Source organism: Lachnoclostridium sp. An131, from assembly GCF_002160825.1.
In the GTDB taxonomy this organism is placed as follows: Bacteria; Bacillota; Clostridia; order Lachnospirales; family Lachnospiraceae; genus Laedolimicola.
In genome coordinates this window covers 53,100-76,845 of the sequence record NZ_NFLI01000007.1, presented here as the reverse complement: position 1 = coordinate 76,845, position 23,746 = coordinate 53,100, and the positions used below count along the sequence as shown (strand labels likewise).

24 protein-coding genes are annotated in these 23,746 nt (G+C 51.5%); 3 read left to right on the top strand and 21 right to left on the bottom strand.

Annotated features, from left to right (window positions below):
• Nucleotides 1-64: 64 nt before the first annotated feature.
• The 9 genes from B5E77_RS07205 to mtaB form a co-directional block, all read right to left on the bottom strand.
• Nucleotides 65-1,300, bottom strand: a complete 1,236-nt coding sequence (locus B5E77_RS07205) for a peptidase U32 family protein (RefSeq protein ID WP_087164779.1) — start codon at nucleotides 1,298-1,300, stop codon at nucleotides 65-67.
• Nucleotides 1,301-1,308: 8 nt separating this feature from the next.
• Nucleotides 1,309-1,965 carry an O-methyltransferase gene (locus B5E77_RS07200; RefSeq protein ID WP_087164686.1) on the bottom strand — a complete coding sequence of 219 codons (657 nt, stop codon included), beginning with the start codon at nucleotides 1,963-1,965 and terminating at the stop codon, nucleotides 1,309-1,311.
• The gene (locus B5E77_RS07195) at nucleotides 1,966-2,364 is read right to left on the bottom strand and encodes an endolytic transglycosylase MltG (protein ID WP_087164685.1); all 399 of its coding nucleotides are present in this window, start codon (nucleotides 2,362-2,364) and stop codon (nucleotides 1,966-1,968) included. It abuts the gene before it with no gap.
• A gap of 10 nt (nucleotides 2,365-2,374) precedes the next feature.
• On the bottom strand, nucleotides 2,375-4,039 hold the full coding sequence (locus B5E77_RS07190; protein ID WP_087164684.1) for a ribonuclease J: 1,665 nt from the start codon (nucleotides 4,037-4,039) through the stop codon (nucleotides 2,375-2,377).
• Entirely contained in the window at nucleotides 4,036-4,515 is a 480-nt protein-coding gene (locus B5E77_RS07185) for a Fur family transcriptional regulator (protein WP_087164683.1), read from the bottom strand. The genes B5E77_RS07190 and B5E77_RS07185 overlap by 4 nt, the downstream gene beginning before the upstream one ends.
• A gap of 21 nt (nucleotides 4,516-4,536) precedes the next feature.
• Nucleotides 4,537-4,800 (bottom strand): DUF1292 domain-containing protein, encoded by a 264-nt coding sequence (locus B5E77_RS07180; RefSeq protein WP_087164682.1) that lies wholly within the window; start codon nucleotides 4,798-4,800, stop codon nucleotides 4,537-4,539.
• A gap of 3 nt (nucleotides 4,801-4,803) precedes the next feature.
• Complete coding sequence (gene ruvX, locus B5E77_RS07175; RefSeq protein WP_087164681.1) at nucleotides 4,804-5,256, bottom strand: Holliday junction resolvase RuvX; 453 nt, start codon at nucleotides 5,254-5,256, stop codon at nucleotides 4,804-4,806.
• Between the two features lie 41 nt (nucleotides 5,257-5,297).
• Nucleotides 5,298-5,555: an IreB family regulatory phosphoprotein gene (locus tag B5E77_RS07170; protein ID WP_087164680.1), complete on the bottom strand. Its 258-nt coding sequence runs from the start codon at nucleotides 5,553-5,555 to the stop codon at nucleotides 5,298-5,300.
• 92 nt (nucleotides 5,556-5,647) lie between these two features.
• Nucleotides 5,648-6,952 carry a tRNA (N(6)-L-threonylcarbamoyladenosine(37)-C(2))-methylthiotransferase MtaB gene (gene mtaB, locus B5E77_RS07165; RefSeq protein ID WP_087164679.1) on the bottom strand — a complete coding sequence of 435 codons (1,305 nt, stop codon included), beginning with the start codon at nucleotides 6,950-6,952 and terminating at the stop codon, nucleotides 5,648-5,650.
• 106 nt (nucleotides 6,953-7,058) lie between these two features.
• Here mtaB and B5E77_RS07160 point away from each other — a divergent pair, with 106 nt between their 5' ends.
• Nucleotides 7,059-7,292 carry an HPr family phosphocarrier protein gene (locus tag B5E77_RS07160; protein WP_087164678.1) on the top strand — a complete coding sequence of 78 codons (234 nt, stop codon included), beginning with the start codon at nucleotides 7,059-7,061 and terminating at the stop codon, nucleotides 7,290-7,292.
• A gap of 278 nt (nucleotides 7,293-7,570) precedes the next feature.
• Here the strand turns inward: B5E77_RS07160 and B5E77_RS07150 are convergent, their stop codons facing one another.
• The 12 genes from B5E77_RS07150 to B5E77_RS07095 form a co-directional block, all read right to left on the bottom strand.
• The gene (locus tag B5E77_RS07150) at nucleotides 7,571-8,761 is read right to left on the bottom strand and encodes a DUF6688 domain-containing protein (protein WP_087164676.1); all 1,191 of its coding nucleotides are present in this window, start codon (nucleotides 8,759-8,761) and stop codon (nucleotides 7,571-7,573) included.
• Between the two features lie 124 nt (nucleotides 8,762-8,885).
• Nucleotides 8,886-9,467 carry a manganese efflux pump MntP gene (locus tag B5E77_RS07145; RefSeq protein ID WP_087164675.1) on the bottom strand — a complete coding sequence of 194 codons (582 nt, stop codon included), beginning with the start codon at nucleotides 9,465-9,467 and terminating at the stop codon, nucleotides 8,886-8,888.
• Nucleotides 9,468-9,786: 319 nt separating this feature from the next.
• Complete coding sequence (locus B5E77_RS07140) at nucleotides 9,787-10,449, bottom strand: hypothetical protein (RefSeq protein WP_087164674.1); 663 nt, start codon at nucleotides 10,447-10,449, stop codon at nucleotides 9,787-9,789.
• 276 nt (nucleotides 10,450-10,725) lie between these two features.
• Nucleotides 10,726-11,574 (bottom strand): tyrosine-type recombinase/integrase, encoded by an 849-nt coding sequence (locus tag B5E77_RS07135; RefSeq protein WP_087164778.1) that lies wholly within the window; start codon nucleotides 11,572-11,574, stop codon nucleotides 10,726-10,728.
• Between the two features lie 185 nt (nucleotides 11,575-11,759).
• Nucleotides 11,760-12,971 (bottom strand): threonine ammonia-lyase, encoded by a 1,212-nt coding sequence (ilvA, locus tag B5E77_RS07130; RefSeq protein WP_087164673.1) that lies wholly within the window; start codon nucleotides 12,969-12,971, stop codon nucleotides 11,760-11,762.
• Between the two features lie 15 nt (nucleotides 12,972-12,986).
• Nucleotides 12,987-13,919 carry a signal recognition particle-docking protein FtsY gene (ftsY, locus tag B5E77_RS07125; RefSeq protein ID WP_087164777.1) on the bottom strand — a complete coding sequence of 311 codons (933 nt, stop codon included), beginning with the start codon at nucleotides 13,917-13,919 and terminating at the stop codon, nucleotides 12,987-12,989.
• 89 nt (nucleotides 13,920-14,008) lie between these two features.
• Nucleotides 14,009-17,569, bottom strand: a complete 3,561-nt coding sequence (gene smc, locus B5E77_RS07120; protein WP_087164672.1) for a chromosome segregation protein SMC — start codon at nucleotides 17,567-17,569, stop codon at nucleotides 14,009-14,011.
• Between the two features lie 9 nt (nucleotides 17,570-17,578).
• The gene (gene rnc, locus B5E77_RS07115; protein WP_087164671.1) at nucleotides 17,579-18,268 is read right to left on the bottom strand and encodes a ribonuclease III; all 690 of its coding nucleotides are present in this window, start codon (nucleotides 18,266-18,268) and stop codon (nucleotides 17,579-17,581) included.
• A 184-nt stretch (nucleotides 18,269-18,452) separates the two neighbouring features.
• A complete protein-coding gene (gene acpP, locus B5E77_RS07110) occupies nucleotides 18,453-18,686 on the bottom strand; it encodes an acyl carrier protein (protein WP_087164670.1) in 234 nt (77 codons plus the stop codon).
• Between the two features lie 4 nt (nucleotides 18,687-18,690).
• Nucleotides 18,691-19,704, bottom strand: coding sequence for a phosphate acyltransferase PlsX (gene plsX, locus B5E77_RS07105; RefSeq protein ID WP_087164776.1), 1,014 nt, complete (start codon nucleotides 19,702-19,704; stop codon nucleotides 18,691-18,693).
• Nucleotides 19,705-19,925: 221 nt separating this feature from the next.
• Nucleotides 19,926-21,881: a M56 family metallopeptidase gene (locus B5E77_RS07100; protein ID WP_087164669.1), complete on the bottom strand. Its 1,956-nt coding sequence runs from the start codon at nucleotides 21,879-21,881 to the stop codon at nucleotides 19,926-19,928.
• A 22-nt stretch (nucleotides 21,882-21,903) separates the two neighbouring features.
• The gene (locus tag B5E77_RS07095; RefSeq protein WP_143468593.1) at nucleotides 21,904-22,275 is read right to left on the bottom strand and encodes a BlaI/MecI/CopY family transcriptional regulator; all 372 of its coding nucleotides are present in this window, start codon (nucleotides 22,273-22,275) and stop codon (nucleotides 21,904-21,906) included.
• Nucleotides 22,276-22,437: 162 nt separating this feature from the next.
• On the opposite strand from B5E77_RS07095, the gene B5E77_RS07090 reads away from it, so the two are divergent.
• Complete coding sequence (locus B5E77_RS07090) at nucleotides 22,438-23,271, top strand: hypothetical protein (RefSeq protein ID WP_087164667.1); 834 nt, start codon at nucleotides 22,438-22,440, stop codon at nucleotides 23,269-23,271.
• Nucleotides 23,272-23,424: 153 nt separating this feature from the next.
• Complete coding sequence (locus B5E77_RS07085; RefSeq protein ID WP_087164666.1) at nucleotides 23,425-23,745, top strand: rhodanese-like domain-containing protein; 321 nt, start codon at nucleotides 23,425-23,427, stop codon at nucleotides 23,743-23,745.
• The last annotated feature ends 1 nt before the right edge of the window (nucleotide 23,746 follow it).

The following is a 23,746-nucleotide window of genomic DNA, read 5'->3' as shown; positions in this document are numbered from 1 at the left end:
GCCTTTTTCAGAAAAGCTCCGATATCTGAGCTGCCCTGCCCCAAGCTGGCAAAGACATCCACGGTCAGGCAGGGGACTCTTCCTTCCTGCGCAGAATGTCATACACGTCCGCCCGTTCAGAGAGCTTTACTGCAAGCTTCTGCTGCGGGTGGGGCGCGCTCTCCATCGGACTGCCTTCCTCATCCCAGATTGCTTCCACTGCAGCCTCCGGATTGCTCCCATCAGGCTTCATAATCTCTATTTTCTCGCCCACAGAAAATTTATTTCTCTGCTCTGTCCGGATCAGTCCCTCAGGCGTCACACTGCCCACAATACCAAGATAGGTATAGCCCTTCCGATAGGTATTATTATCGTAGATCTGGGCACTCTCGTCTGGCCGTCCATAGAAAAAGCCTGTCGTAAATTCCCGGTAGGTGCAGGCCGCAATCTGCTCCCTGTACCAGTCCATATGACTGCGGTATAGCTCCTCAGACTCCAGACAGTCGTCGATGGCCTTCCGGTAGGTTCTGGCCACTGCAGCCACATACAGGGCTGTCTTCATGCGCCCTTCTATCTTGAAGCTGTCGATTCCAGCCTCGAGAAGCTCCGGGATATGCTCTATCATACAGAGATCCTTGGAATTAAAGATAAAGGTTCCCCTTTCGTTTTCATAGACTGGCAGATATTCGCCAGGCCTGGATTCCTCCATGACCGCATATTTCCAGCGGCATGGATGCGTACAGGCTCCCTGATTAGCGTCCCGCCCGGTAAAATAATTGCTGAGAAGGCAGCGCCCGGAATAGGAGATGCACATGGCGCCATGGACGAAGGTCTCAATCTCCATGTCCTCCGGAATCTGCGCCCGGATCTCCCTGAGCTCTTCCAGAGAAAGCTCCCGGGCGGAAACCACCCTTTTGGCTCCCTGAGCATGCCAGAACTGCCAGGTCAGATAATTTGTGTTATTGGCCTGGGTACTGATGTGGCGCTCTATCTCCGGACAAATCTCCTTCGCCAGCATAAATACGCCGGGATCCGCGATGATCAGCGCGTCCGGCTTCATCTCCTTCAGCTCCTGGAAATAAGCGCGTATGCCGTCCAAATCCCGATCATGGGCCAGAATATTAGCCGTTACATGCACCCGCACTCCATGCTCATGGGCAAAAGCGATTCCCTCCCGCATATCCTCCGGGGAAAAATTTTTTGCCTTGGCACGAAGCCCAAAGGCCTCTCCGCCGATATAAACCGCATCTGCCCCGAACGCCACTGCTGTCTTCAGAACCTCCAGGCTGCTGGCCGGGATCAGAAGCTCCGGTTTTTTCATTCCTCTTCTCATACGTTCCCCTTTTCCTTCTTTACGCTTAAGGTTACGCCGTCCCCCAGCGGCAGCACAGAAGTCACAAGCTCCGGGTGATGGGTCAGCGTATACAGATATTCCCGCATCCGGCTGTGAATCGTCCTGTTGCGCCGCTCCACCGCGAACCTGGATTCCATGATATCCCCATCCTGGAGTACATTGTCAGACACCAGCAGGCCTCCCGGCTCCAGAAGGCGCAGCACATCCGGCAGGAAATGAATATACTGCCCCTTTGCTGCATCCATGAAAATAAAATCAAAGCTGCCAGTAAGGCCGCGCAAAATCTCTGCTGCGTCTCCCTCCAGGAGGGTGATCTGGGCCTCCCGCCCTGCCCGGCGGAAGTTTTCCCTGGCTGCCGGAATCCGCTTCTCATACTTCTCAATCGTCGTAAGCTGCATGTCCTGCGTCCCATATTCGCACATCAAAAGCGCGGAAAAGCCTACGGCTGTTCCTACCTCCAGGACCGCTTTCGGCTTTTTCGCTGCAAGCAGCGTCTTTAAAAAGCTCTGCATCTCCTGGCGTATAATCGGCACGCAGGCTTCCTTCGCTTCTTTTTCTATCTGATTTAAAAGCTCTGTATTGCCTCTGTCAAGCGAGTTGATAAAGGCTGTCGTTCTCTCTCCTGCAATCACTTATGATTCCTCTTGCTGATCCCACGAAAACTCCACTTCCTCGCCGGACATCACCGCCATCAGCTCTCTGGGCTTCATAGCCGTTGAGAGAACATACTCACCCGGCTGCATGGTATTTGCGTATTTTGAACACAGTATCTGAAAATAGAAGAGCTTCCAGTCCTCCACAAGCCCCTCGTCTTCCAGAAGCATGGCGATATCCTTCGCGGAAGCTCCCTCAGGCACTGTCACGGGGATCGTCCTTCCTGGCGGCTCATCCAGCGCTTCCTCTTCAAAAACCGCATGCCCATATTCATAGGCAAAGCTGCCGACTCTGACGACTACCAGCACCAGTACCGCAAATATGACGATTTTTAATGCAATAGATAAGACTGTAAAAGCTGCTTTTTTTGTATTCATCTTCCGTCCTCTATACTTCCATGATGATAGGCAGGATCATTGGATCTCTTTTCGTCCTTTTCCAGATCAGATCCCGCAGGGCATCCCGGGTCACATTCTTAAGCTTGCCCCAGTCAGATACCCCCCGGTCCAGGCAGTCCGTCACAGCCTCTTCCACAACGGATCTTGCCTCTTCCATCAGATCCTCCGATTCTCTCACATAGACAAAGCCTCTCGACACAATGTCCGGCCCGGCCAGAAGCTGATTGCTGTACTTCTCCAGCGTCATGACCACTATCATAATACCATCCTCGGCAAGGTGCTGTCTATCCCTCAAAACGATATTTCCTACATCTCCCACACCCAGGCCGTCTACCAGAATTCCGCCTGTGTGGACATGATCCACTACCTTCGCGCCATCCTCGCCGAGCTCCAGCACATCACCGGAGGAAAGGATAAACGTATTTTCTTTTGCAATTCCCAGGCTCTGGGCCAAATCAGCCTGCGCCTTCAGATGGCGGTATTCTCCATGCACAGGAATCGCATACTTCGGATGCACCAGAGAATAAATCAGCTTGATCTCCTCCTGGCATGCATGGCCAGACACATGGGCGTCCTGGAAAATTACGTCTGCCCCCTTCATGGAAAGCTCATTGATCACTCTGGAAACTGCCTTTTCATTTCCGGGAATGGCCTTTGAGCTGAAAATAACCGTGTCTCCGGGCTTAATCTGCACCTTTTTATGAATATTAGCCGCCATTCTTGAGAGAGCCGCCATGGATTCTCCCTGGCTGCCTGTCGTAATCAAAACCACCTGATCGTCCGGGTAATTTTTCATCTGCTCAATGTCGATCAGCGTCTTATCCGGAATCGTAAGATAGCCCAGCTCCGCCGCCGTCGTAATCACATTTACCATACTACGGCCTTCGATGACTACCTTCCGGCCATATTTATAAGCAGAGTTGATGATCTGCTGCACGCGGTCCACATTAGACGCAAACGTAGCAATGATGATGCGGGAATTTCTATGCTCCGACATAATATTGTCAAAGACCTTTCCCACGGTCCGCTCCGACATGGTAAAGCCCGGGCGCTCCGCGTTTGTACTGTCGCACATCAGCGCCAGCACACCCTTCTTTCCGATCTCACCAAAGCGCTGCAGATCGATCGCGTCTCCAAACACCGGAGTGTAATCCACCTTAAAGTCCCCGGTGTGCACCACGATACCTGCCGGACAGTAAATCGCCAGCGCAGACGCGTCCACAATGCTGTGATTGGTTTTGATAAACTCAATACGGAAGGCTCCCAGATTGATTGACTGCCCATGCTGAATCACCTTTCTCTTTACCCGGTTCAGCATCTCATGCTCTCTCAGCTTGTTTTCTATCAGGCCGATCGTCAGCTTGGTGGCGTAAATCGGCACGTTGATCTCTTTGAGCACATAAGGAAGCGCACCGATATGATCCTCGTGCCCATGGGTAATCACAAAGCCCTTTACCTTCTGGATATTCTCCTTCAGATAGCTGATATCCGGGATCACAAGGTCGATGCCCAGCATATCATCCTCGGGGAAAGACAGCCCGCAGTCCACAACAACAATACTGTCTTCGAATTCAAAGGCAGTAATATTCATTCCGATCTGCTCCAGTCCGCCCAGAGGAATGATCCGCAATTTTGAATTGTTAATATTTCTCAAATTTTTTCCTCCTGATTCTCTCTTTTTTCTTTTTCCGAACAGTCCCGGCAGTATCCGTAGAGTTTCACCTCATGGTCGGTCACCTGAAATCCCAGCGCCTCCTGAACCCCCGTCTCCAGCGCTTCCAGCATATCCTCCTGAAACGCAGACACCCTTCCGCATTTCAGACAGATCAGATGATGATGCCTGTGATGGCGCCGCTTCTTTTCCATATCCCCAATCTCATAGCGGACAAAGCCATCATCCAGATTGATCCGATCAATCAGCTCCAGCTCTAACAGAAGCTGAACCGTTCTATAAACAGTAGCCAATCCGATGTCCGGATTCGCTGCTTTTATTCTCTCGTAAATCTCTTCCGCCGTCAGATGCTGTTCCGGGCTCTCCGCCAGCACCTCCAGCACGACCAGGCGCTGCCTGGTCATTTTCAAACCTTTTTCCTTCAGCAGCCTTTTAAAGTCTTCTCTGTCAATTTTCAATGATATCACCTGCTTTTCCTGTTATTCCAGGGTAATATCCACATCCTCCAGCAGCTGCTCAAAAATCTCCATCACGCTCTCAAGCTCCCGGTCATCATCCACGATCTCATAGAGCGCCTCGCTGTCCCCATCTGAAGATAAATCCTTCAAAATAAGCGCTTCTCCGTCATCCTCCTGGGAATCTGTCACCAGAATATAATCCGTGCCGTTCAGACGTGTCTCCTCCAGCACATAAAACAGAACCTCTTCTCCGGTTTCATTCAGGGTAAACGAAATCTTTTCCATATTCTATTCCTCGTTCTCTGCATCTGCACTCTTCTGCGTCCCAAGGCTGTCCAGATAGCCCTGCAGGATCAGAGCCGCCGCCAGAGCATCCACATGCTGTCCCCGCTCCTCGCGCCGCACTCCGCCTTCGATCATCGCGCGGTTTGCTGCCACGGTCGTCAGCCGCTCATCCCACATAACAACAGGCAGGCCTGTTCTTCTCTCCAGCATCCTTCCAAATTCCAGAGATTTTTCAGCCCGCTCTCCCAAAGTACTATTCATATTTTTCGGCAGGCCCAGCACAAACAGCTCTGCCTGGTACTCTCCTGCCAGCTCCTCGATGCGCGCCAGCGTCCGCCTCAGCTTGTTTTCCTCTTTTCTGCGAACGATCTCCACAGGCTGAGCCGTAATCCCTAAGGGATCGCTGACTGCCACGCCTACGGTCCTGGAACCATAATCCAGACCAAGAATCCTCATACTCTGCTCCTGACTATCCGTTCTGCCAAGCCGCTCTACTGTCACAGCTTCGCCGAAATATAAACCTTCAGAAGCTCTTCCACCAGCTCGTCACGCTCCACCTTCATGATCAGGCTGCGGGCGTTGTTATGGCTTGTGATATAGGTGGGATCTCCGGACATAATATAACCCACGATCTGATTTACCGGATTGTAACCCTTCTCTGTCATCGCCTGATATACCTGCGCAAGAATATCGCCTACGCGGTTCTCGGACTCTGACACTACCTTGAAGTTCTGTGTGCTATCAATTCTGCTCATAATTTCACGCTCCTGAACACCACTACTTCACTATTGTACTCTAAAATTTCTGAAAATACAAGCTAAAATTCCTGCCAGCACAAACAGCTGCCCTACAGCAGCTCTGCCAGGCACAGCCTTTCCCCAATCATATCCCCTATGCGGATCGGAATGATTTTGTTGGTCAAATCCTGCTCTGAGCGGACCGCAGCCCGGATATATTCCTTTGTATGGCCCACCTGGTACTCTGTTCCATCCAGAATCAGCTTCTCCTCAATCAGAATTTCCGCCCTTCGTCCCTTTTGCTCCAGAAGGTAGGCTGCGGAATTCTCCCTGTCGAGCTCAAGAAGGATCTGGCTCCTCCGGGTCTTAACCGGCTCCGGGATCTGATCCTGCATCACAGCCGCCCTGGTGCCTCTGCGTCTGGAATATTTGAATACATGGGTCTCAAAGAGGCGGATCCTCCTCAAAAACTCCAGCGTTTCCTGAAATTCCTCCTCCGTCTCTCCCGGAAAGCCTGCAATCACGTCAGTCGTCAGAGCCGGGCGGTCAAATTTGCGGCGCAAAAGCTCGCAGGTCCTCTCATACTCCTCCGCTGTATAACGCCGGTTCATCCTCCGAAGCGTCGCGTCGCAGCCGCTCTGCAGGGAGAGATGAAAATGAGGGCAGAACTTTTCCATCCTTGCCAGAGCCGACGCAAACTCTTCCGTCACAATCCGCGGCTCCAGAGAACCCAGGCGGATTCTTTGGATTCCTTCGATCTCATGAACAGCCTGAATCAGGGAAAGCAGGGTTTCTCCTTCCAGATCAAGACCATAGGAGCTCAAATGGATTCCCGTGAGCACTGCCTCCTGGTACCCCGCCTCCGCAAGAGAGCGGACCTCCGCACAGACGTCCGCCACGCTGCGGCTTCTCACACGCCCTCTGGCATAGGGAATAATGCAGTAGCTGCAGAACTGGTTGCAGCCATCCTGAACCTTCACATAGGCCCTTGTGTGTTCCGCTGTCTGCGTCACAGACAGCGCCTCATACTCATTTGTGTGGTTAATGTCGATCACAGCGTCCTCCTGTACGCCTTCCTCATAGGCTTTCAGGATGGAAATCAGATCCTTTTTTCTGTTGTTTCCAATCAGCAGATCGACGGCACTGTCCTCCTTCAGCTCTGCCTCGGCAGCCTGCACATAGCAGCCTGCGGCCACCACAAGAGCTTCCGGATTCTGCTTCTTCGCACGGTGGAGCATCTGCCGGGACTTTCTGTCCGCAATATTCGTAACCGTACAGGTATTTACGATATAAATATCCGCTTTTTCTTCAAAGGGTACAATCTCGTACCCTGCCTGCTCCAGCAGCTGCTGCATGGCTTCCGTCTCATAAGCATTCACCTTGCAGCCAAGATTATGTAAAGCAGCCTTTTTCATCTCCCATTTTCCTTTCGATTTTAAGATTTTGGCATTGACTTTTACCCACCCCGGTATTAAGATCTAGATAAACTTATCAAGTTTATCTGTAGGAGGGTTACACGATATGAAAACAGTTAAGATATGCCTGAATTCCATTGAGAAGGTAAAATCCTTCGTAAATGCGATTACAAGGTTTGATGTAGATTTTGATCTGGTTTCCGGACGGTACGTCATCGACGCCAAGTCCATCATGGGTATCTTCAGCCTGGATCTGTCCAAGCCCATCGACCTGAATATCCATGCCAACGAAGAGATGGACGCGATTCTCGAGGTGCTCAAGCCCTACATCACCGAATAACCACAGAACATCCAAACATACTCCTGTGAGTATCACACATACAAAAATCTGCCTGGAGCTTCCGGGCAGATTTTTACGTTATCCAGGAATTCCGCTGACGGAATTCTTTTTTCATGCGCAGGCAGCCCTGCCCCGCGCACAAAACCTGTCCTCTCAGCCAACCGGCTTCGAAAGTTCTGCTCCGCCTTCTTCTCCTTCAGCCTTTCCGCCATCTGATTCGCGGCCACTCCCATAGGCTCACTCTCTCTGCGCTTTGTATGCCGGATTTCCGCATTTTTTTATTTTACCACAGACCCGTTCACAGGACAACCGATATCAGGCAGATACTGTCTTGCAATCCGATCCTCCGGCTTTGTGTCAAACAGGTAAAGAACCGCCGTAAACAGCCATTCCAGGGGCTTCATAAGCAGATAGACGATATCGGCAGCCAGAGGCGTCCGGATATGCCGTGAAATGGGATATCCGCAGGTATCGTAAAAATTCCGCACTGCCCTGTGAAAACGCGGTGTCCGCTCCTCCAGCAGCTGCTCGAAGGCATTCGCCACGCAGAGCTGCCTGTTCACCACAATTTTCTCGCCTCTGCGCAGGCCCATGCGTACAGGCCTCACCAGCCCCCTGTGGCCGCGCAAAGCCACGGTGCAGAGATAATGCGCGTCCACCATAACCTCCGGCGGAGAAATCTTCGTAGACAGCGTCCAGTCACTGGTCTCTGTAAACACCCTGATCGCACTGTCCGGCCTCTGCCCAAACAGAAGAAGAATCACAGTAATCACGCACAAAAGCGGGAGAGTCAAAAGAAGAGCGTAAAAGGCCCACTGATCACTCTTTTCCAGAATCCTGCTACAATCGTTCAGAAGCCTGCTTTTGTAGGGACCACCGCTGTCTGAAGCGCTTCTCTCCGGACGTTCCTCCTCTTCCCATTCCTGCCTCTCCTCCTTCAGCTGCCGGTTCTGCAGGCGTACAACAGAACCCAGCTCGACAACCGTAAGAATGATGTAGTTCAAAGGCACCAGCATCATCAGAAGCACATCAAAGGGAACCATATTCATAAAAAGCTGATTATGTGGCAAAACCCCAAAAAGCTGGATAAGAATCAGGACATTTACACCGATTCCAATGTACGCGCCAGCCATGGCAAGCACCTTTGCAAGGGGCGCCGCCGTCTCCTTTTTCCTTTTTAAAAATGCATAGGAAACCACTCCGACGGCAAAAAGCACAAGAAGCGTCAGCATATGCTCTCTGGAAAAGGGCTCATGAAGAGAAGACATATCGCCCGGGGACTCAATACTCTCATCCCATGGCCTGGGATGCCAAAGCGCGTAAAGAACCACCATAAAGAAAACTCCCAGAGGAAAGGAAACCGGCTCAAACCATCCGGGACGCTCTCTGCGCAAAACCAGCGAATAAAAATTGTAAATTGTCAGAAGGGGGCCCGGCAGTACAAGTACCAGCAATATAAACAGCCACATTTTCCATTTCCTCCAGTCAATCGCCGCTCTGTACAGGCAGCTCTCTCGCTTTTGCCTTAATCATACTTTCTTTTTTCCCAGAAGTCAATCCGATTTTATCGTTTTACAATATTTTTTTATCGTTTTAGCTAAATACGCCCAAATGCTCCAGCAGAATTTTCAATCCCATACAGATCAGGATCACGCCTCCGGCCAGCTCCGCCTTAGACTTGTACCGCATTCCGAAAATATTGCCTATCCGCACTCCGATCGCCGAAAGCACAAAGGTCGTCACGCCGATAAAGCTTATGGAGGCCGGAAGATTTACATCCAGAAAGGCCAGCGTAACTCCTACGGCAAGAGCGTCGATACTGGTGGCTACCGCCAGGAGAAGCATGCTTTTCACGGCGAAAGGATGCTCCTCCTTTGGACAGACCTCATCGTTTTCATCCGCCCTTTCTCTGGACTCCCGAATCATATTGAAGCCTATCAGTCCAAGCAGAATAAACGCAATCCAGTGGTCAATGCTTGTGATATACTCTTTGAACTGTACGCCCAGAAAATATCCGATGGCCGGCATCAATGCCTGAAAGCCTCCGAAATACAGGCCCACAATACCGCATTCCTTTGCTCCCGCCTTCCGCACACTCAGTCCTTTACAGACAGCGACTGCAAACGCGTCCATCGACAAACCCACTGCCAGTATAAAAAGCTCCAGCAAACTCATAGTTTTTTCTCCTCTCTCCTTCGTAAATCATAAGGGCATTTTCCGTATGCAGAATCACTGCGCCTTTCAGGCGCCCACAGAATTTTCCCGGCCGCAGCTCAGCTTCGAGCCAAATGCGGATAAAAAAAGAGACCTTCCCGCAGATTTTCTCTGCGGATAAGTCTCGTCATTTCATACAAAACCAGGCGTTCGCCAATGTGTTGATTCTGTCACGTCCGAAGACGCCAACTACTCCCTTATGCGCTTCTCTTATTCTACAATATTTTATCAATAAGCGCAAGAAAAATTTCGCCTTTCTTTCACACCCTGCGAATGGAACTCACTGTATCTGCATACCGCTCAATTCCACCGCTGTAAACCCCTGGCGGAACGCATGCAGGGACTCCAGCTCAGGCGCCTCTGTCTCCTCATCCGGGCCCTTTTCCAGAGGCTTGTATGCCATAAGCACCTGTAGCACCTGATCCGGCCTGGGCGTAATCTGAAGACCATCCGGCACGCCTCCCGTTCTCCTGTAGATTGTAATGAGGTTCCAGGGCTGCCTCTCCATTTCCGGAAGGAAGGATATAAGCAGTTCATGATACTCCGAAGGAAAAAGGCCCATTTTTGAAAATATTTCCTGCAGGAAGGCCGCGGTATCCTCTCCCTTTACCACATAGCCTGCCTGCAGCTCTCCAGACAGCGGCTCCTTCGGCAGCCCCTCCAGTACAGACTCTCGAAACAGACAGGAATACTCCTGTCCGTCATCCAGGCCTGCCATGGTTCCGTCCGGCCTTGCTATCACTCTCCACTCCTCCTCACAGGAAGGATAAGCACAGGAAATTTGCTCCTGGACCTCTGGCTGGACGCTGACCTCCAGTGCATTCCGCGGATACAGATAAAGGAAAGAACGAATCCTGTGCCCTGTCTCCTGCTGTCCCATACAGCCGGTAATTGTCAGCGCCGCCGCCAGCAAAAAAAATATCCTAATCTCCCGCCTTCTCATTTGTGTGTATCTCCTCCTGCCTGTACAGCTAACAACATAATCTATATCATGTTGTTATGACTGTGCTTTTGAGAGACGTCTGGAAGGCGGTACAGGGAAATATGTTCAATTTTTCCCTGAATTCTTCTTCTCAGGCTTCTTTTTCCTGCCCTTTTTGATTTCCTTTCTTTTATTTTCTGGCATTTTCCTAAAATACAGGGATTTCAGATTGTATTCCCGGAGGGTCTGTGATAAAATACATCCGAATTCATCTATGTAGTTACAACATGATATAGATTATGTGGTATAGACAATCAGCCTCATCTGTTCAATCATCCTGCGGTGCTCCCGCCCGCTTTCTTTCGTGTAGATTCTCGTCGTATTGATGCTGCTGTGCCCGAGAATATCCGCCAACTTCACAATATCTTTTTCCATCTGATAAAATACCCGTGCAAACAAATGTCTCAGATTATGCGGAAACACCTTTTTCGGATTCACCCCGGAATGCCTGCAGAGCTTCTTCATTTCCCGCCAGATATTGCTTCTGTCCAACGGCTTACCGGATTTTGTCACAAAAAGCGGGCCGGAAGCAATCCTTCTTTCCTTTCCATACCGCCTGAGAGCTCTGCACAGTGCCGCCGGCAGATAAACCTGCCGCTGCTTTCCCTTGCACCTCACCTCTGCCCTGCCCTTCTTCGCGGCCTGAACCGTGATGAAAGGCAGCTCAGAGATACGGATTCCCGTAGAGCCGAGAGTCTGAAGAATCATTTCCATCCGGCGCTTCTTTCTCCGCCTGGTCTCCCGCAGCAGCCTTTCATATTCCTTTCTTGTCAGTTCCTTCTCTTCCTTTTCATATATCTCTTCCTGAATCCGGAACGCCCGGACCCGAAGCTCCTCCCAGCCCATCCACGAAAAGAAATGATTCAGCGAAGCCAGCATGGAATTGGCGCTTCTGGGCCTGTAATTTCCGCTTAAATGCTTTTTCCAGGAAAGAACGGTTTCCTTTCCCGGGAAAAGGCCGCCCGTGAAGCTGCAGAAGCTCTTCACATCGCGGAGGTATTTTTCAATGGTGTGGGGGCTTTTCTCTTCATCGCGAAGCTGCACAAGATAGGCTGACAGATGCTCTGGCATGATTTCATAGGACATATTTTTCTCCTTTTTTGCAATTGATTTTTTCGTATTACCATTATAGTATTGGAAAAAAGTCTGAAAAACATCAAAAGAAAAGAGAACAGCCGCAGCTAAGACATCTGTCTCATTCTGCGGCCTTCTCTCTTTCAAACTGTTATTATACTGTTATACCTATCTGTTTTGCACTTACTGGCCTTCCGTCACATCATAATCTTCACGAGCCTGGGCCGGAAGCCGCCCTCCTCAAGCCGTTTTACAATCCGGTTCTTGTGCTCTGTGCCAAAAGCCTCTATCGTGATGCGCAGCTCCACGCCCTCCTGGCGGTTTGTGCTGACAAACTGGTTGTGGTCTAGCTTGATGACGTTGCCCTGCTCCTCAGCAATCAGCTGGGCTACCTGCACGAGCTGGCCGGGCTTGTCCGGGAGAAGCGTAGATACCGTAAAGATACGGTCTCTCTGTATCAGGCCAAACTGCACCACAGACGACATCGTGATGATGTCCATATTTCCGCCGCTTAAGATAGAAACAATCTTCTTGCCCTTCACATTCATATGGCGCAGAGCGGCTACCGTCAGGAGGCCGGAATTTTCTACGACCATTTTGTGGTTTTCCACCACATCCAGGAAGGCTACAATCAGCTCGTCATCTGTAACGGTGATGATATCGTCTACATTTTTCTGGATATAAGGAAAAATCTTCTCACCGGGAGTCTTGACGGCTGTGCCGTCTGCAATCGTGCTGACACTCGGAAGCGTCGTCACTTTTTTATTTTTCAGGGATACCTGCATGCAGTTGGCTCCTGCCGGCTCCACGCCAATCACCTTGATATTCGGATTCAGCAGCTTCGCGAGGGTGGAGACGCCGGTACACAGGCCGCCTCCGCCGATGGGGACGAGAATATAATCTACGAGAGGCAGCTCCTTTATAATCTCCATGGCAATGGTTCCCTGTCCGGTGGCCACTGCCAGATCATCGAAGGGATGAATAAAGGTATAGCCATATTCCTCCGCCAGCTTATATGCATGCTCACACGCCTCATCATATACGTTTCCATAGAGAACTACCTCTGCGCCATAGCTCTTGGTGCGCTCTACCTTCATAAGAGGCGTCGTGGTGGGCATGACAATGACTGCTTTTACACCATAGGCCTTTGCCGCGTAGGCTACGCCCTGCGCATGGTTTCCGGCGGAGGCTGTGATCAGCCCCTTTGCCCGTTCTTCCTCCGTCAGCGTACTGATCTTATAGTAGGCCCCGCGGATCTTATAGGCGCCTGTCACCTGCATATTCTCCGGCTTCAGGTAAACCTTGTTGCCTGTCTGCTCGCTGAAATACGGGCTGTACAGCAGCTTTGTCTCAATGGCTGCCTTCTTTACCACCTCAGAAGCTTCTTCAAATTTCTCTAATGTAAGCATACTCTCGTCTCTCCTTTATTTCTCCTGATGAAACAGCGCGTTCACAAACTCGTCCGCGTCGAATTTCTGCAAATCCTCAATGCTCTCCCCTACGCCGATGTATTTGACCGGAATGCCCAGCTCTGATTCTATCGCCACGGCAATGCCGCCCTTGGCAGTTCCGTCCAGCTTGGTCAGTATAATGCCTGTGATATCTACGACCTCGCTGAACTGGCGGGCCTGCTCCAGTGCGTTCTGTCCTGTGGTTCCATCCAGCACCACCAGCGTCTCACGGAAGGCCTCCGGATATTCCTTGTCGATGATCCGGTTGATTTTCCGAAGCTCCTCCATCAGATTCTTCTTATTATGAAGCCGTCCCGCCGTATCGCAGAGCAGCACATCCGCATGCCTTGCCCTGGCTGCGCAGACCGCGTCGTAGACGACAGAAGCCGGATCGGCTCCCTCGCATCCGCTGATGATATCCACACCTGCACGGTGCGCCCACTCGGTCAGCTGCTCCCCCGCTGCGGCACGGAACGTATCCGCCGCCGCCAGGATGACCTTTTTCCCCTGATCCTTAAGCTTTCCGGCCAGCTTGCCTACAGACGTCGTCTTTCCCACTCCGTTTACACCGATGACCAGAACCACGGACTTCTCCTGCTCAAAGCGGTAAGCCACCTCGCCTACCTGCATCTGAGCCTTAATGCTGTTAATCAAAAGCTCCTTGCACTCTGCAGGATCCTTGATTTTCTGCTCCTTCACCTTCTGCTTCAGATCCTCCAGGATCGCGTTTGTGGCATTGATGCCGATATCCCCCATAATCAGGGTCTCTTCAATTTCCTCATAAAAATCGTCGTCAATCGCCGAATAGCCGCTGAAAATATTATCGATTCCGGCTGCAATATTTGCGCGTGTCTTGGCAAGCCCAGACACCAGACGGCTGAAAAAGCCTTTCTTTTCTTCCGGCATATACTGATTCCCCCTGTCTATTCTCCCCGCGCCGGGCGGTGAATCAAAGCTCCGGCAGGAAGGACATGGCGCCCGCCTGCCAGAATCCATTATTCATCAAGCTCCTCTTCAATCAGGTTTACAGAGACGAGGGCAGACACGCCCTTCTCCTGCATGGTAATTCCATACAGTCTGTCAGCGGCCTCCATCGTTCCTTTCCTATGTGTAATAATAATAAACTGCGTATTATTTGTCAACTTGTGCAGGTATTTCGCAAAGCGTCCCACATTGGAATCATCCAGAGCCGCTTCAATCTCATCCAAAAGGCAGAACGGAGACGGCTTCAGGTTCTGAATCGCAAAGAGAAGGGAAATGGCTGTCAGCGCCTTCTCTCCTCCGGAAAGCTGCATCATGTTCTGAAGCTTCTTTCCGGGCGGCTGGGCGATAATCCGCACTCCCGCCTCCAGGATATCTTCCTCCTCATCCAGCTCCAGCGTTCCCTTTCCTCCGCCGAACAGCTCCCGGAAGGCCTTGTCAAATTCCACGCGGATCTTTGCAAACTGCTCCTCGAACTGGCGGCGCATGCCGGTATCCAGCTCCTTGATGATCCCAAGCAGGGTTTCCTCGGCTTTTACCAGATCGTTCCGCTGATTGTTCATAAATTCATAGCGCTCGGAAATGTTTTTGTAATCCTCAATCGCATTGACGTTGACGTCTCCCAGCTTCCGGATCTCATCCTTCAGGGCCGCGATCTGCTTTTTCAGGCTGCCGGGATCCGTGTACTCCTCGTTCCGCAGAGGCAGGGCCATATTGTAGGTAAGCTCATATTCCTCCCACATATAGGAAGCCTGCGCGTCGGCTGTCTCCTCCAGCTTCTCCCTCTGGCTGTTCAGGCGGAACACCTCTCTGTCCAGCAGGTTCTTCTGCTCGGAAAGCTCCTCCCTTCTCGTAAAGAACTCCTTCTGGCCGCTAAGCAGCGCTTCCCTTTTGCCAGAAAGGTCTGCCGTCCTTTTTTCCAGCTCCCCGCTTCTGGCTGCCAGCTGTCCAATCTGGCCGGTCAAAGCCAGGATGCTTTCCTCCTTGGCCTTCACATCCTTGCCGCCCTCCAGCACTCCTGCCTTCAGGTCCTCCTCCTCTGAACGCAGGCGGTCCAGCTCGCGGTCAATACGGGCCACGTTTTCAGCGGCAAATTCCGCCTTCTGGGTCAGGTTCGCCACCTCCAGATGTACCTCTTCCGCTTCCCGGATGCAGTCTGCCTCCTGCTTCTTCAGCTCGGAAAGCTCCGACTGCGCTTCCAGGATCCGGCTCTCATTCGTCTTTTCCTGCCGCTCCGACTCAGAAAGCTCCTCTGCAATCGCCTCACGGCTCCTGCTGATGTCCTGGAGCTGCTCATCGATCTGATTCAGCTCTGCCTGAAGTCCCTCATAGCCCTCTTCGATCTCTTTCAGACGCTTTTCTGCCTGGTCTGCATTCAGCTTTGCCGTATTCTGCAGAAGAAACTGCTCCTGCAGGCGGGCATTCAGCTCTTCCGCCTCTCTGCGGCTCACGCGCCGCCTTTCCTTCAGCTCCTCAATCCTTTCCCGGGCATCCTTCATATCCTGATCGAGACGGCGCACATTCTCTTCCAGCTGCTCCAGCTCCCGCCTGCGTCCCAGAAGGTTGCTGGAATTCCGGAAGGCTCCTCCTGTCATAGAACCGCCCGGGCTTAGGTATTCTCCCTCCAGCGTGACAATATGGAGGGAATGGCCGTATTTGCGGGCAATCCGGATCGCATCGTCGATCTGCTCCGCTACCAGCACACGCCCAAGCAGATAATTCACGACGCCTGCATATTTCTCATCCGCCTCCACCAGGGCGCTGGCAAGCCCCACCGCTCCTTTTTCCTTCAAGGCTTCCTTTTTCGGGAAATTGTCCCGGTTTCCCACACTGGTCAGGGGAAGAAAGGTAGCCCGTCCAAAACGGTTCTGCTTCAGATAGGCGATCATTTCCTTGGCGGTCTCCTCGTGATCCGTCACGATATTCTGAATATTGCCGCCCAGAGCCGTCTCTACTGCAGTCTCATATTTCTGATCCACCCGGATCAGATCGGCCACCACGCCGAGGATTCCCGGATTTTTCCCCTTTTGCTCCATGACCCTGCGGATGCTGTTTCCGTAGCCGTCATAGCGTTCCGCCATGTTCCGCAGGGATTCCAGTCTTGAGGACTCCCTGTGAAAGGCGCTCTGGCCAATCTCCAGCTCCTCATTCAATTTTCCCAGCTGCCTGCGGAAGCCTTCCGCTTCCTCCTCCTTTTCTCTCTGGGAAGCAGTCAGCTCCAGAATCCGGGAGCTGACTTCCTCAAGCTCCTTCTGATAGCGTTCAAAGGACTGCCGGTGAGCCTCCTCATTCGTCTTTGCCTCCAGCAGCTTCTGCGAAAGCTCGGACTTTCGCAGCTGGGCCTGCTCCTGCATGGCGTCATAGCGCTGCAGGCGTCCTTTGGTGGACGCGCGGTCATTTAAAAGACTGATGATCTCATTTTTACTCTGCTCTGCCCTCTGGTTCAGGCCGTCAATCTGGGCGCGGAGCTCCCGCAGCCTTTCTCCCGCGGTTCTCGAGACATCGGATACCTCTTTGAGCTGGACGTCCAGCTGCTTCTGCTCCTCCGTAAAGCGCTTTCGCGTCTCCCGGCGCTCCAGAATATCCTCCCCGATGGCTGCCAGACGTCCCTGCTTCTGTTCTTCTCCGGAACGGACAGACTTGATCTGCTCCTTCAGAAGCTCTATCTGATTTTCCATCTGCTGGCGGCTTAGGCTGTTCTGGCTGGCTGCTTCCTTCGCCTCATCCAGGCTTGCGTTCAGCTCCTCCAGCTCCTCCTCGATCCGGGAATGCTCGCTTTTGATCCTTTCGTATTCCAGATTTGTCTCGTTCAGATTTGCCTGGGCGGTTTCCGCCTTCTCTGTAAGCTCGGAAAGCTGCTTCTGCAGACGCTCTGTCTCCAGAAGAAACATATTCACATCATAGTTTTTTAATGTCTCTTTTTTCTTTAAATACTGTCTTGCCGTCTCAGACTGCTTCTCCAGCGGTCCAAGCTGCTTTTCCAGCTCTGCCAGGATATCATTGATGCGTAAGATATTCTGCTTTTCGTCCTCCAGCTTTTTCTGTGCCGTATTCTTTCTGCGCTTGAACTTGACAATTCCGGTAGCCTCATCGAAAAGCTCTCTGGATTCCTCTGGTCTGCTGCTCAAAATCCGGTCGATCTGACCCTGTCCGATAATAGAGTAGCCTTCCTTTCCGATTCCGGTGTCATAAAACAGCTCGTTGACATCCTTGAGACGGCAGACCGACCCGTTGATCAGGTATTCGCTTTCACCGGAGCGGTACAGACGCCTGGATACGGTGACTTCCTCATAATCGATCGCCAGCTGGTGATCCGAATTGTCCAGGGTAATCGCCACATAGGCATAGCTTAAGGGCCGCCGGTTCTCCGTGCCCGCAAAAATGACGTCCTGCATGCTTCCGCCGCGCAGCTGCTTGACCCTCTGCTCTCCCAGCACCCAGCGGACTGCATCCGCCACATTGCTCTTTCCGCTGCCGTTCGGCCCTACGATTCCGGTAATTCCGTTGTGAAATTCAAATACAATTTTATTTGCAAAGGACTTAAAGCCCTGTACTTCTATACTTTTTAAATACATCCTGCGACCTTATCCATTTTTCTGTCTTTTTAGTATTGCGCGGTAAGCAGCCTCCTGCTCCGCAGCCTTCTTTGTCCGTCCGCTGCCTGTTCCGAGGACCTGCCCTCCCAGACAGACCTCGACGGTAAACCGCTTGTTGTGATCCGGCCCCTCTTCCTTTATCAGTTCATAGTGAAGGGGCTCCTCCGTCTCGCTCTGAATCTGCTCCTGAAGGATAGTCTTGCTATCAAAAAAGAGTTTCTTGTGCTCGATGTCATTTAGAATAAAGCGGTGCACAAATTCTTTTGCATTAGCAAAACCACCGTCCAGGTAGATAGCTCCAAGCAGAGCTTCCATGGCATCCGAGGTGATCGAATCCCTCTCCCTGCCGCCAGTCAGCTCCTCTCCCTTTCCAAGGCGCAGCCAGGCTCCAAGGCCCAGATCCCGTGCGCAGAGTGCCAGCGTCTGCTCACAGACAATGCTTGCTCTGGTACGCGTCGCTTCTCCCTCCGGCATTTCCGGATAATTCAGGTACAGATATTCGCTGGTGGCAAGCTCCAGCACCGCATCGCCCAGGAACTCCAGCCTCTCGTTATTCAGAAGCCTGTCCATATGGCGCTCGTTGGCATAGGAGCTGTGGCACAATGCCTGCTCCAGAAGCTTCCGGTCATGAAAACGATAGCCCAGCTTATTTTCCAGTTCTTCCAGTTTCATATGCATTCTCCTGTACAGCAGAAAACAGACCGGCTTTGTACTGCCCGTCTTTGTCTCCCGCATTCTTTCTTTTTTCGGCGCCAGAGCAGTTCGCCGCCCGGCGCTTTCCATAGAACAAGGCTGCCGGAAACATAGAATCAGACTTCCTTTCCTCTACATTTGCAGCAGCCCTTTGATTTCGTTTGCCGGCTTAGTTATTGAGCGCTTTTTTGATCTCCTCTACCGCGTCGCCCACAGACACGATCTTTTCAGCCTCTTCCTGATCAATTTCAACGTCAAACTCTTCCTCGATTCCCATGATAATCTGGAATACATCCAGGGAATCTGCTCCCAAATCGTCCACAAATGTGGTTTCCATCGTAATTTCATTTTCATCAACGTTCAGTACGTCCGCAATAATTCCTTTTAATTTTTCAAATTCCATTGTGTTATCCTTCCTCTCTTAAAATATTCTCTCTGATTTTATCATTAATCCGCTGCTCCTTAAATGTGACGCATTGGATAATGGAATTCCTGATCTCCTTCGCTTTGGAGCTTCCATGAGTCTTTACCACCAGACCGTTCAGTCCCAGAAGCGGAGCTCCGCCATATTCGGACACGTCAAAGGATTTTAGTGTCTGCTTCAGGGCCGGCTTTACAAGAAGCGCTCCGATCTTACTGCGAAGAGTGCTCAGCATCCCTTCCTTAATCTTGCTGACCAGCACCGCAGCCAGTCCCTCATAGAGCTTCAAAATAATATTGCCGGCGAACGCCTCGCAGACAATCACGTCAGCCTGTCCGTGCGGAATCTCCCGGGCCTCGATGCTTCCGGTGAAATTGATATCCTCACACTCCTTCAGAAGCGGGAAGGTCTCCTTCACCAGGGCGTTTCCCTTTTCCTCCTCGGCTCCGATATTTACGATAGCTACCTTCGGGTTTTTGACTCCCATGACATGCTCCATATAGATAGAGCCCATCTTCGCGAACTGCACCAGATGCGCCGGCCTTGCGTCCACATTTGCGCCGCAGTCCACCAGAAGGGATACCCCCTTCTCCGTAGGAATCAGCGGGGCGAGAGGCGGTCTCTCGATCCCTTTAATCCGGCCTACCAGAAGCTGTCCGCCGACCAGCACGGCTCCCGAGCTTCCTGCAGATACAAAGGCGTCCGCCTTTCCTTCCTTTACAAGCTTCATTCCCACCACGATAGATGAGTCCTTCTTTTTACGGATCGCCGCCACCGGAGGCTCCGCCATCTCGATGATCTCTGTCGCATTCACAATCTCGACCTGCTCATCCTTATAGGAATACGCTTTTAATTTTTCCCGAATCAGTTCCTCTTTTCCCACAAGAAATACTTTGATGTCTTCCCGTAGACTGACGGCTTCCACCGCTCCCTTGATGATCTCATCAGGAGCATTGTCGCCGCCCATTGCGTCCACCGCAACCTTAATCATTTCCTGCATGATCTCTTCCTCCTGGTCTTCCTTCCGGGTCAGGCAAAATTCCCCACCTGTCAGGTTCTTTATCATAATACTAAATATCAATTGAGAAAGCAACCCGTAATTTCTAAAAAAGGAGCCACAGAAAAAAACAGAAGAAACGGCAGCCCAGGGCATATCCCTCACTGCCGTTCTCTCTGAAATTTTCTCTCTTCCATCGTCAGCGTATCAGAGAATCATGCATATTACTCCTTGTCCCCTGACGCTATGTTCAGGCGTTCATCCAGCCTCTGCCTGGCGCTGCCGCTTAAGAAATATTCTATCTCGCCGTACTGTCTATCAGTCAGCGTATTTCCCATATCCAGATAAAGGTTCAGGCACGTCTCGCAGTTTTCCTCATCCAGATAATACAAAAGCTCTCTCAGAACTTCAAATGTGAACTCCTCCCCGTCAAGCTCCTGCACCAGCTCCAGCACAGTGTCCTCATCCAGCCACTCCAGGTAATACAGGAAGTCCTCCTTATCTGCCGTGCCCTCCCGGATATGCTCCAGCAATAGGGCTGCTTTCTCATCGTTCTCAGTATAAAACACATGGGCCAGCTTACGGGACCCCAGGCCGTCAAAGGATATCTGAAGCTGCTCCAGTCTTGCTTCCCGGCCCACCATCTTAATCACGTTTCTGCCCGTCTCCAGCTGAAGCTTCAGATCGTCCTCCTCTCCGCTTTCTGTCAGCGTCTCCACATTCCCGTCAGGCCCCACGCGGACGAGCTTAAAGCTGCCCGACAGCAGCTGCCAGGAGGAATGAACGGTAATCTCCGCCGGCTCCTCCGCCTGCGCAATCAAAATCGAATCAGAACCGCAGAAGGCAAAGCTTTCCGCCCTGACTCCCTGGCCTCCGCTGTAAAAATAAGCGCGCCATACGCCATCCACATCATCTCCCGCCAGAAGCTCCTCATCCTCATAGACACGCCAGGCATCCTCCGAGTCGCTGATGTGAAAAGGCTCCTTCAGCACACTTTCTCTCCAGCTTCCTCCCATGAGCCCATCCACCAGATCGGCGAAAAAGCCCTGAGAGCCTTCCTCCTTGGAAACAGTGCTGTCTGTCTCTGCATCCTGGCGCACAGCCGGAGCGCAGGCAGCCAGCGCCGCCGCTCCCGCAAAAATCAACGCAGAAAGACCGGCTGCCGCAATTCCCCGTTTCCGAAAGGAAAGGATGCTCTGCAGACGCTGCCGCAGATTTTCTTTTCCCTCTGACAGTGTGGCAGACAAAACGCTTCTGTGAATCCGGCTCTGCTGTTCCGCCGTATCCAGAAGAAGATTCCCGTAGCTTCTGCGTTCTTCCTCCGAAAGCGGAGCGATAACCGCCTCGTCGCAGGAAAGCTCGCAGTCCCTGTCCAGATATTTCCCAAACACATGAAGAAACGGATTAAACCAGTGAACGCAGAGCGCCAGCTGGTACAGCCATTTGTACCACAAATCATGCCTTTTTAAATGAGTAAATTCGTGCCGCAGAACAAGCTCTGCATCCTCCGCTTCCACCGTTCCCTTTGGCAGAACAATAAAGGGTCTGCGTATTCCTATCAGAACAGGGCTGGCCACAAGAGAGCTCTCATATACCCAAAGCCATTTTTTTATATGAAATTTCTGCCCCAGCGTATTGGCTAGCTTCTGAATCTCCTCCGTCTCCACACGGACACAATCTGCCTTTACATGGCACACAAATTTCCGGTAATGATAAATTCTCAGAATCAGAGCCAGAGCTGCTCCAAATATCCAAATCAGGGCAAGCCCATGAAGGACTGTCTGTATTCTGTCTCCCGTCTGGCCGGAAGCCGCCTCATATTCCAAAGCCTGATCCTGACCGGAAGCCGTCTCATATTCCGAAGCCTGATCCTGGCTGGAAGCCGTCTCATATTCCAAAGCCTGATCCTGACCGGAAGCCGCAGCGCTGTCCCCGCTCCGGCTCTGCCCGGCTCCGCTCTCCTGAAGCTGTACCTCACCCCACCGCGGCACCTCCGGAAAAAGGCCGGCGTCTATATGAACCGGAGCCAGCAGCCGCAGAAGCACCACCAGCCAGAGATAATAATGCCACTTCCATGAAAACACTTTCTTTGTAAGAGGACGCAGGAGCAGAAAAAGAAAACCCAGCGCCGTCCCGGAAAGTGACAAAATCAAAAGCTCCTGTATGATCTGACGTTCCATAATTTCCTCCCCTCCCTGCTCTTCAGAACCGGCTGTTAAAAAAATCTCTCAGCTCTTCAATATCTCTTTTTGTCAGACTGTCATCCGACATCAGGGCCGCCGCCATATTGCCCGCATTTCCTTTAAAAAATTTGTTTACGAAATTCCGGGTTTCTTCCTTTACATAATCCTTCCGGTCCACATTGGGCCGGTAATAATAGACCTCCCGCTTCTCCTGAGCCAGCATTCCCTTTTTCACCAGCCGCTGAATCAGCGTCAGTATCGTGGTCCGTTCCCATTTTTTATTCTTTTCCAAAAGGGTTCTGATCTCTGCCGCATTCAGAGCCTTTCCTGCCTCCCAGAGCACTTCAAGAATCTCAAGCTCCGCATCAGAAACCATTGTTTTCTTCTCCACTTTCCTTCACCTCCGCAATGCAGACTACTTTTGTAGACACTTATAGTCTACGTCTGTAGTCTCGTTCTGTCAAGTACCATTTTTTTTCATTCGTTGACATTCTGCAGGCTGCCATGTACACTGAACACAATACCAAACGATGTCAAAGAGGATAAAAACACCATGAGAACCCGTCATAAAACCAGAAAATCCACTATTTTCCTTCTCATTTTCTTTTTTCTGATCCTGGCCTTTTTCGTATATAAATTCTTTTTTTACACCCCGCCTCAGCGCGCAGCTTCTGTTCCTCTTTCTGAACAGGCCAGAACTCTTCCAGAAGAGCAGATACAAAGCTGCCAGGTCTGCTATCTTCTGAATCTGGACGGCATGAAGGGACTCGGTCATTCTGCCCTTCTGCTGATTGATGAGGACGGCGCAGGCCAGATTTTCAGCTATAATGGGATGCAGTACAGTCTGATCCAATGCCTGCTTGGAAAGGAAGGAATCGGAAAAATGAAAGTAATTTCCATGACCCCGGAAGAAACATCCGCGTTTTTAGAGACAGGCGAACCGCCCGCCTCTGCCTTTTCCACGAATGAGTTTGACGAATGCCGCAATTTTGACCGTATTCTTTACCGATATATCACAAGAAATGAATTTGATACCATCCTGTCGGGCACGAAAAGCTATATCAATGCAGGAGACGAATTCGAAAAACTGTATGCCGCACTCCACACTCCCGAAAGCAGCGAAAGCGTCCGCCTTTCTGCCGAGAATTCCATGAAAGCCTTTCTCTCTCAGGAGCAGCTTCCCAGATACCAGATCTACACACATAACTGCGATACAGCCGCCCGCAGGCTGATCGCGCTCATTGACCCGGAAGCGGCCTCCTTCAACGAAACAGAAGCCAGTCTCTTTCCCAAAAGCAATTATAAACGCATGTGCCGCTCTCTCAGCGAATCCTGGGGCTTCGGCCCTTTGGGGAAAGACACCTGGCTGGAGAAGCTGCTGCAATAGCAGCGGCTTCTCCGGCTTTTTCATCACAACGGTGACTTTGTCACAGAAAAAAGAGTTTCCCTGCTGTAGAATACAGATATCCGGCAGGGAAAAGCCTGAAGCTTTGATTTCCCGCCGCCCTGCAAATCATTACACCAAATGGAGGACAAACCTATGGGACTCTTTGATTTTCTGAAAATACCCGATATCAATGAAGAACTGGAAAAATATAAAGCCACGCCTGGCGCCGTTCTGCTGGATGTGCGCACGGACGAGGAATACGCCGAAGGGAGAATCCCCGGAAGCAGAAACATTGCCCTGCATGAACTGAATCAGATAAAATCCGCCGTTCCGAATCCCGGCACTCCGCTGTTCGTCTACTGCTTCAGCGGCGCCAGAAGCCGGCAGGCCGTATCCGGCCTGAAGCACATGGGCTATACCCATGTAACCGATCTGGGAGGCATCAACCACTATCACGGAAGAATGGAGAGGTAAG

Bases quoted from the DNA above. Each gene is read 5' to 3' on its own strand.
- B5E77_RS07205 (WP_087164779.1), bottom strand. From the start codon at position 1,300: ATGAAAAAACCGGAGCTTCTGATCCCGGCCAGCAGCCTGGAGGTTCTG.
- B5E77_RS07195 (WP_087164685.1), bottom strand. From the start codon at position 2,364: ATGAATACAAAAAAAGCAGCTTTTACAGTCTTATCTATTGCATTAAAA.
- B5E77_RS07180 (WP_087164682.1), bottom strand. From the start codon at position 4,800: ATGGAAAAGATTTCGTTTACCCTGAATGAAACCGGAGAAGAGGTTCTG.
- ruvX (WP_087164681.1), bottom strand. From the start codon at position 5,256: ATGAGGATTCTTGGTCTGGATTATGGTTCCAGGACCGTAGGCGTGGCA.
- B5E77_RS07170 (WP_087164680.1), bottom strand. From the start codon at position 5,555: ATGAGCAGAATTGATAGCACACAGAACTTCAAGGTAGTGTCAGAGTCC.
- mtaB (WP_087164679.1), bottom strand. From the start codon at position 6,952: ATGAAAAAGGCTGCTTTACATAATCTTGGCTGCAAGGTGAATGCTTAT.
- B5E77_RS07160 (WP_087164678.1), top strand. From the start codon at position 7,059: ATGAAAACAGTTAAGATATGCCTGAATTCCATTGAGAAGGTAAAATCC.
- B5E77_RS07150 (WP_087164676.1), bottom strand. From the start codon at position 8,761: ATGTGGCTGTTTATATTGCTGGTACTTGTACTGCCGGGCCCCCTTCTG.
- B5E77_RS07145 (WP_087164675.1), bottom strand. From the start codon at position 9,467: ATGAGTTTGCTGGAGCTTTTTATACTGGCAGTGGGTTTGTCGATGGAC.
- B5E77_RS07140 (WP_087164674.1), bottom strand. From the start codon at position 10,449: ATGAGAAGGCGGGAGATTAGGATATTTTTTTTGCTGGCGGCGGCGCTG.
- B5E77_RS07135 (WP_087164778.1), bottom strand. From the start codon at position 11,574: ATGTCCTATGAAATCATGCCAGAGCATCTGTCAGCCTATCTTGTGCAG.
- ilvA (WP_087164673.1), bottom strand. From the start codon at position 12,971: ATGCTTACATTAGAGAAATTTGAAGAAGCTTCTGAGGTGGTAAAGAAG.
- ftsY (WP_087164777.1), bottom strand. From the start codon at position 13,919: ATGCCGGAAGAAAAGAAAGGCTTTTTCAGCCGTCTGGTGTCTGGGCTT.
- smc (WP_087164672.1), bottom strand. From the start codon at position 17,569: ATGTATTTAAAAAGTATAGAAGTACAGGGCTTTAAGTCCTTTGCAAAT.
- rnc (WP_087164671.1), bottom strand. From the start codon at position 18,268: ATGCATATGAAACTGGAAGAACTGGAAAATAAGCTGGGCTATCGTTTT.
- acpP (WP_087164670.1), bottom strand. From the start codon at position 18,686: ATGGAATTTGAAAAATTAAAAGGAATTATTGCGGACGTACTGAACGTT.
- plsX (WP_087164776.1), bottom strand. From the start codon at position 19,704: ATGCAGGAAATGATTAAGGTTGCGGTGGACGCAATGGGCGGCGACAAT.
- B5E77_RS07100 (WP_087164669.1), bottom strand. From the start codon at position 21,881: ATGGAACGTCAGATCATACAGGAGCTTTTGATTTTGTCACTTTCCGGG.
- B5E77_RS07090 (WP_087164667.1), top strand. From the start codon at position 22,438: ATGAGAACCCGTCATAAAACCAGAAAATCCACTATTTTCCTTCTCATT.
- B5E77_RS07085 (WP_087164666.1), top strand. From the start codon at position 23,425: ATGGGACTCTTTGATTTTCTGAAAATACCCGATATCAATGAAGAACTG.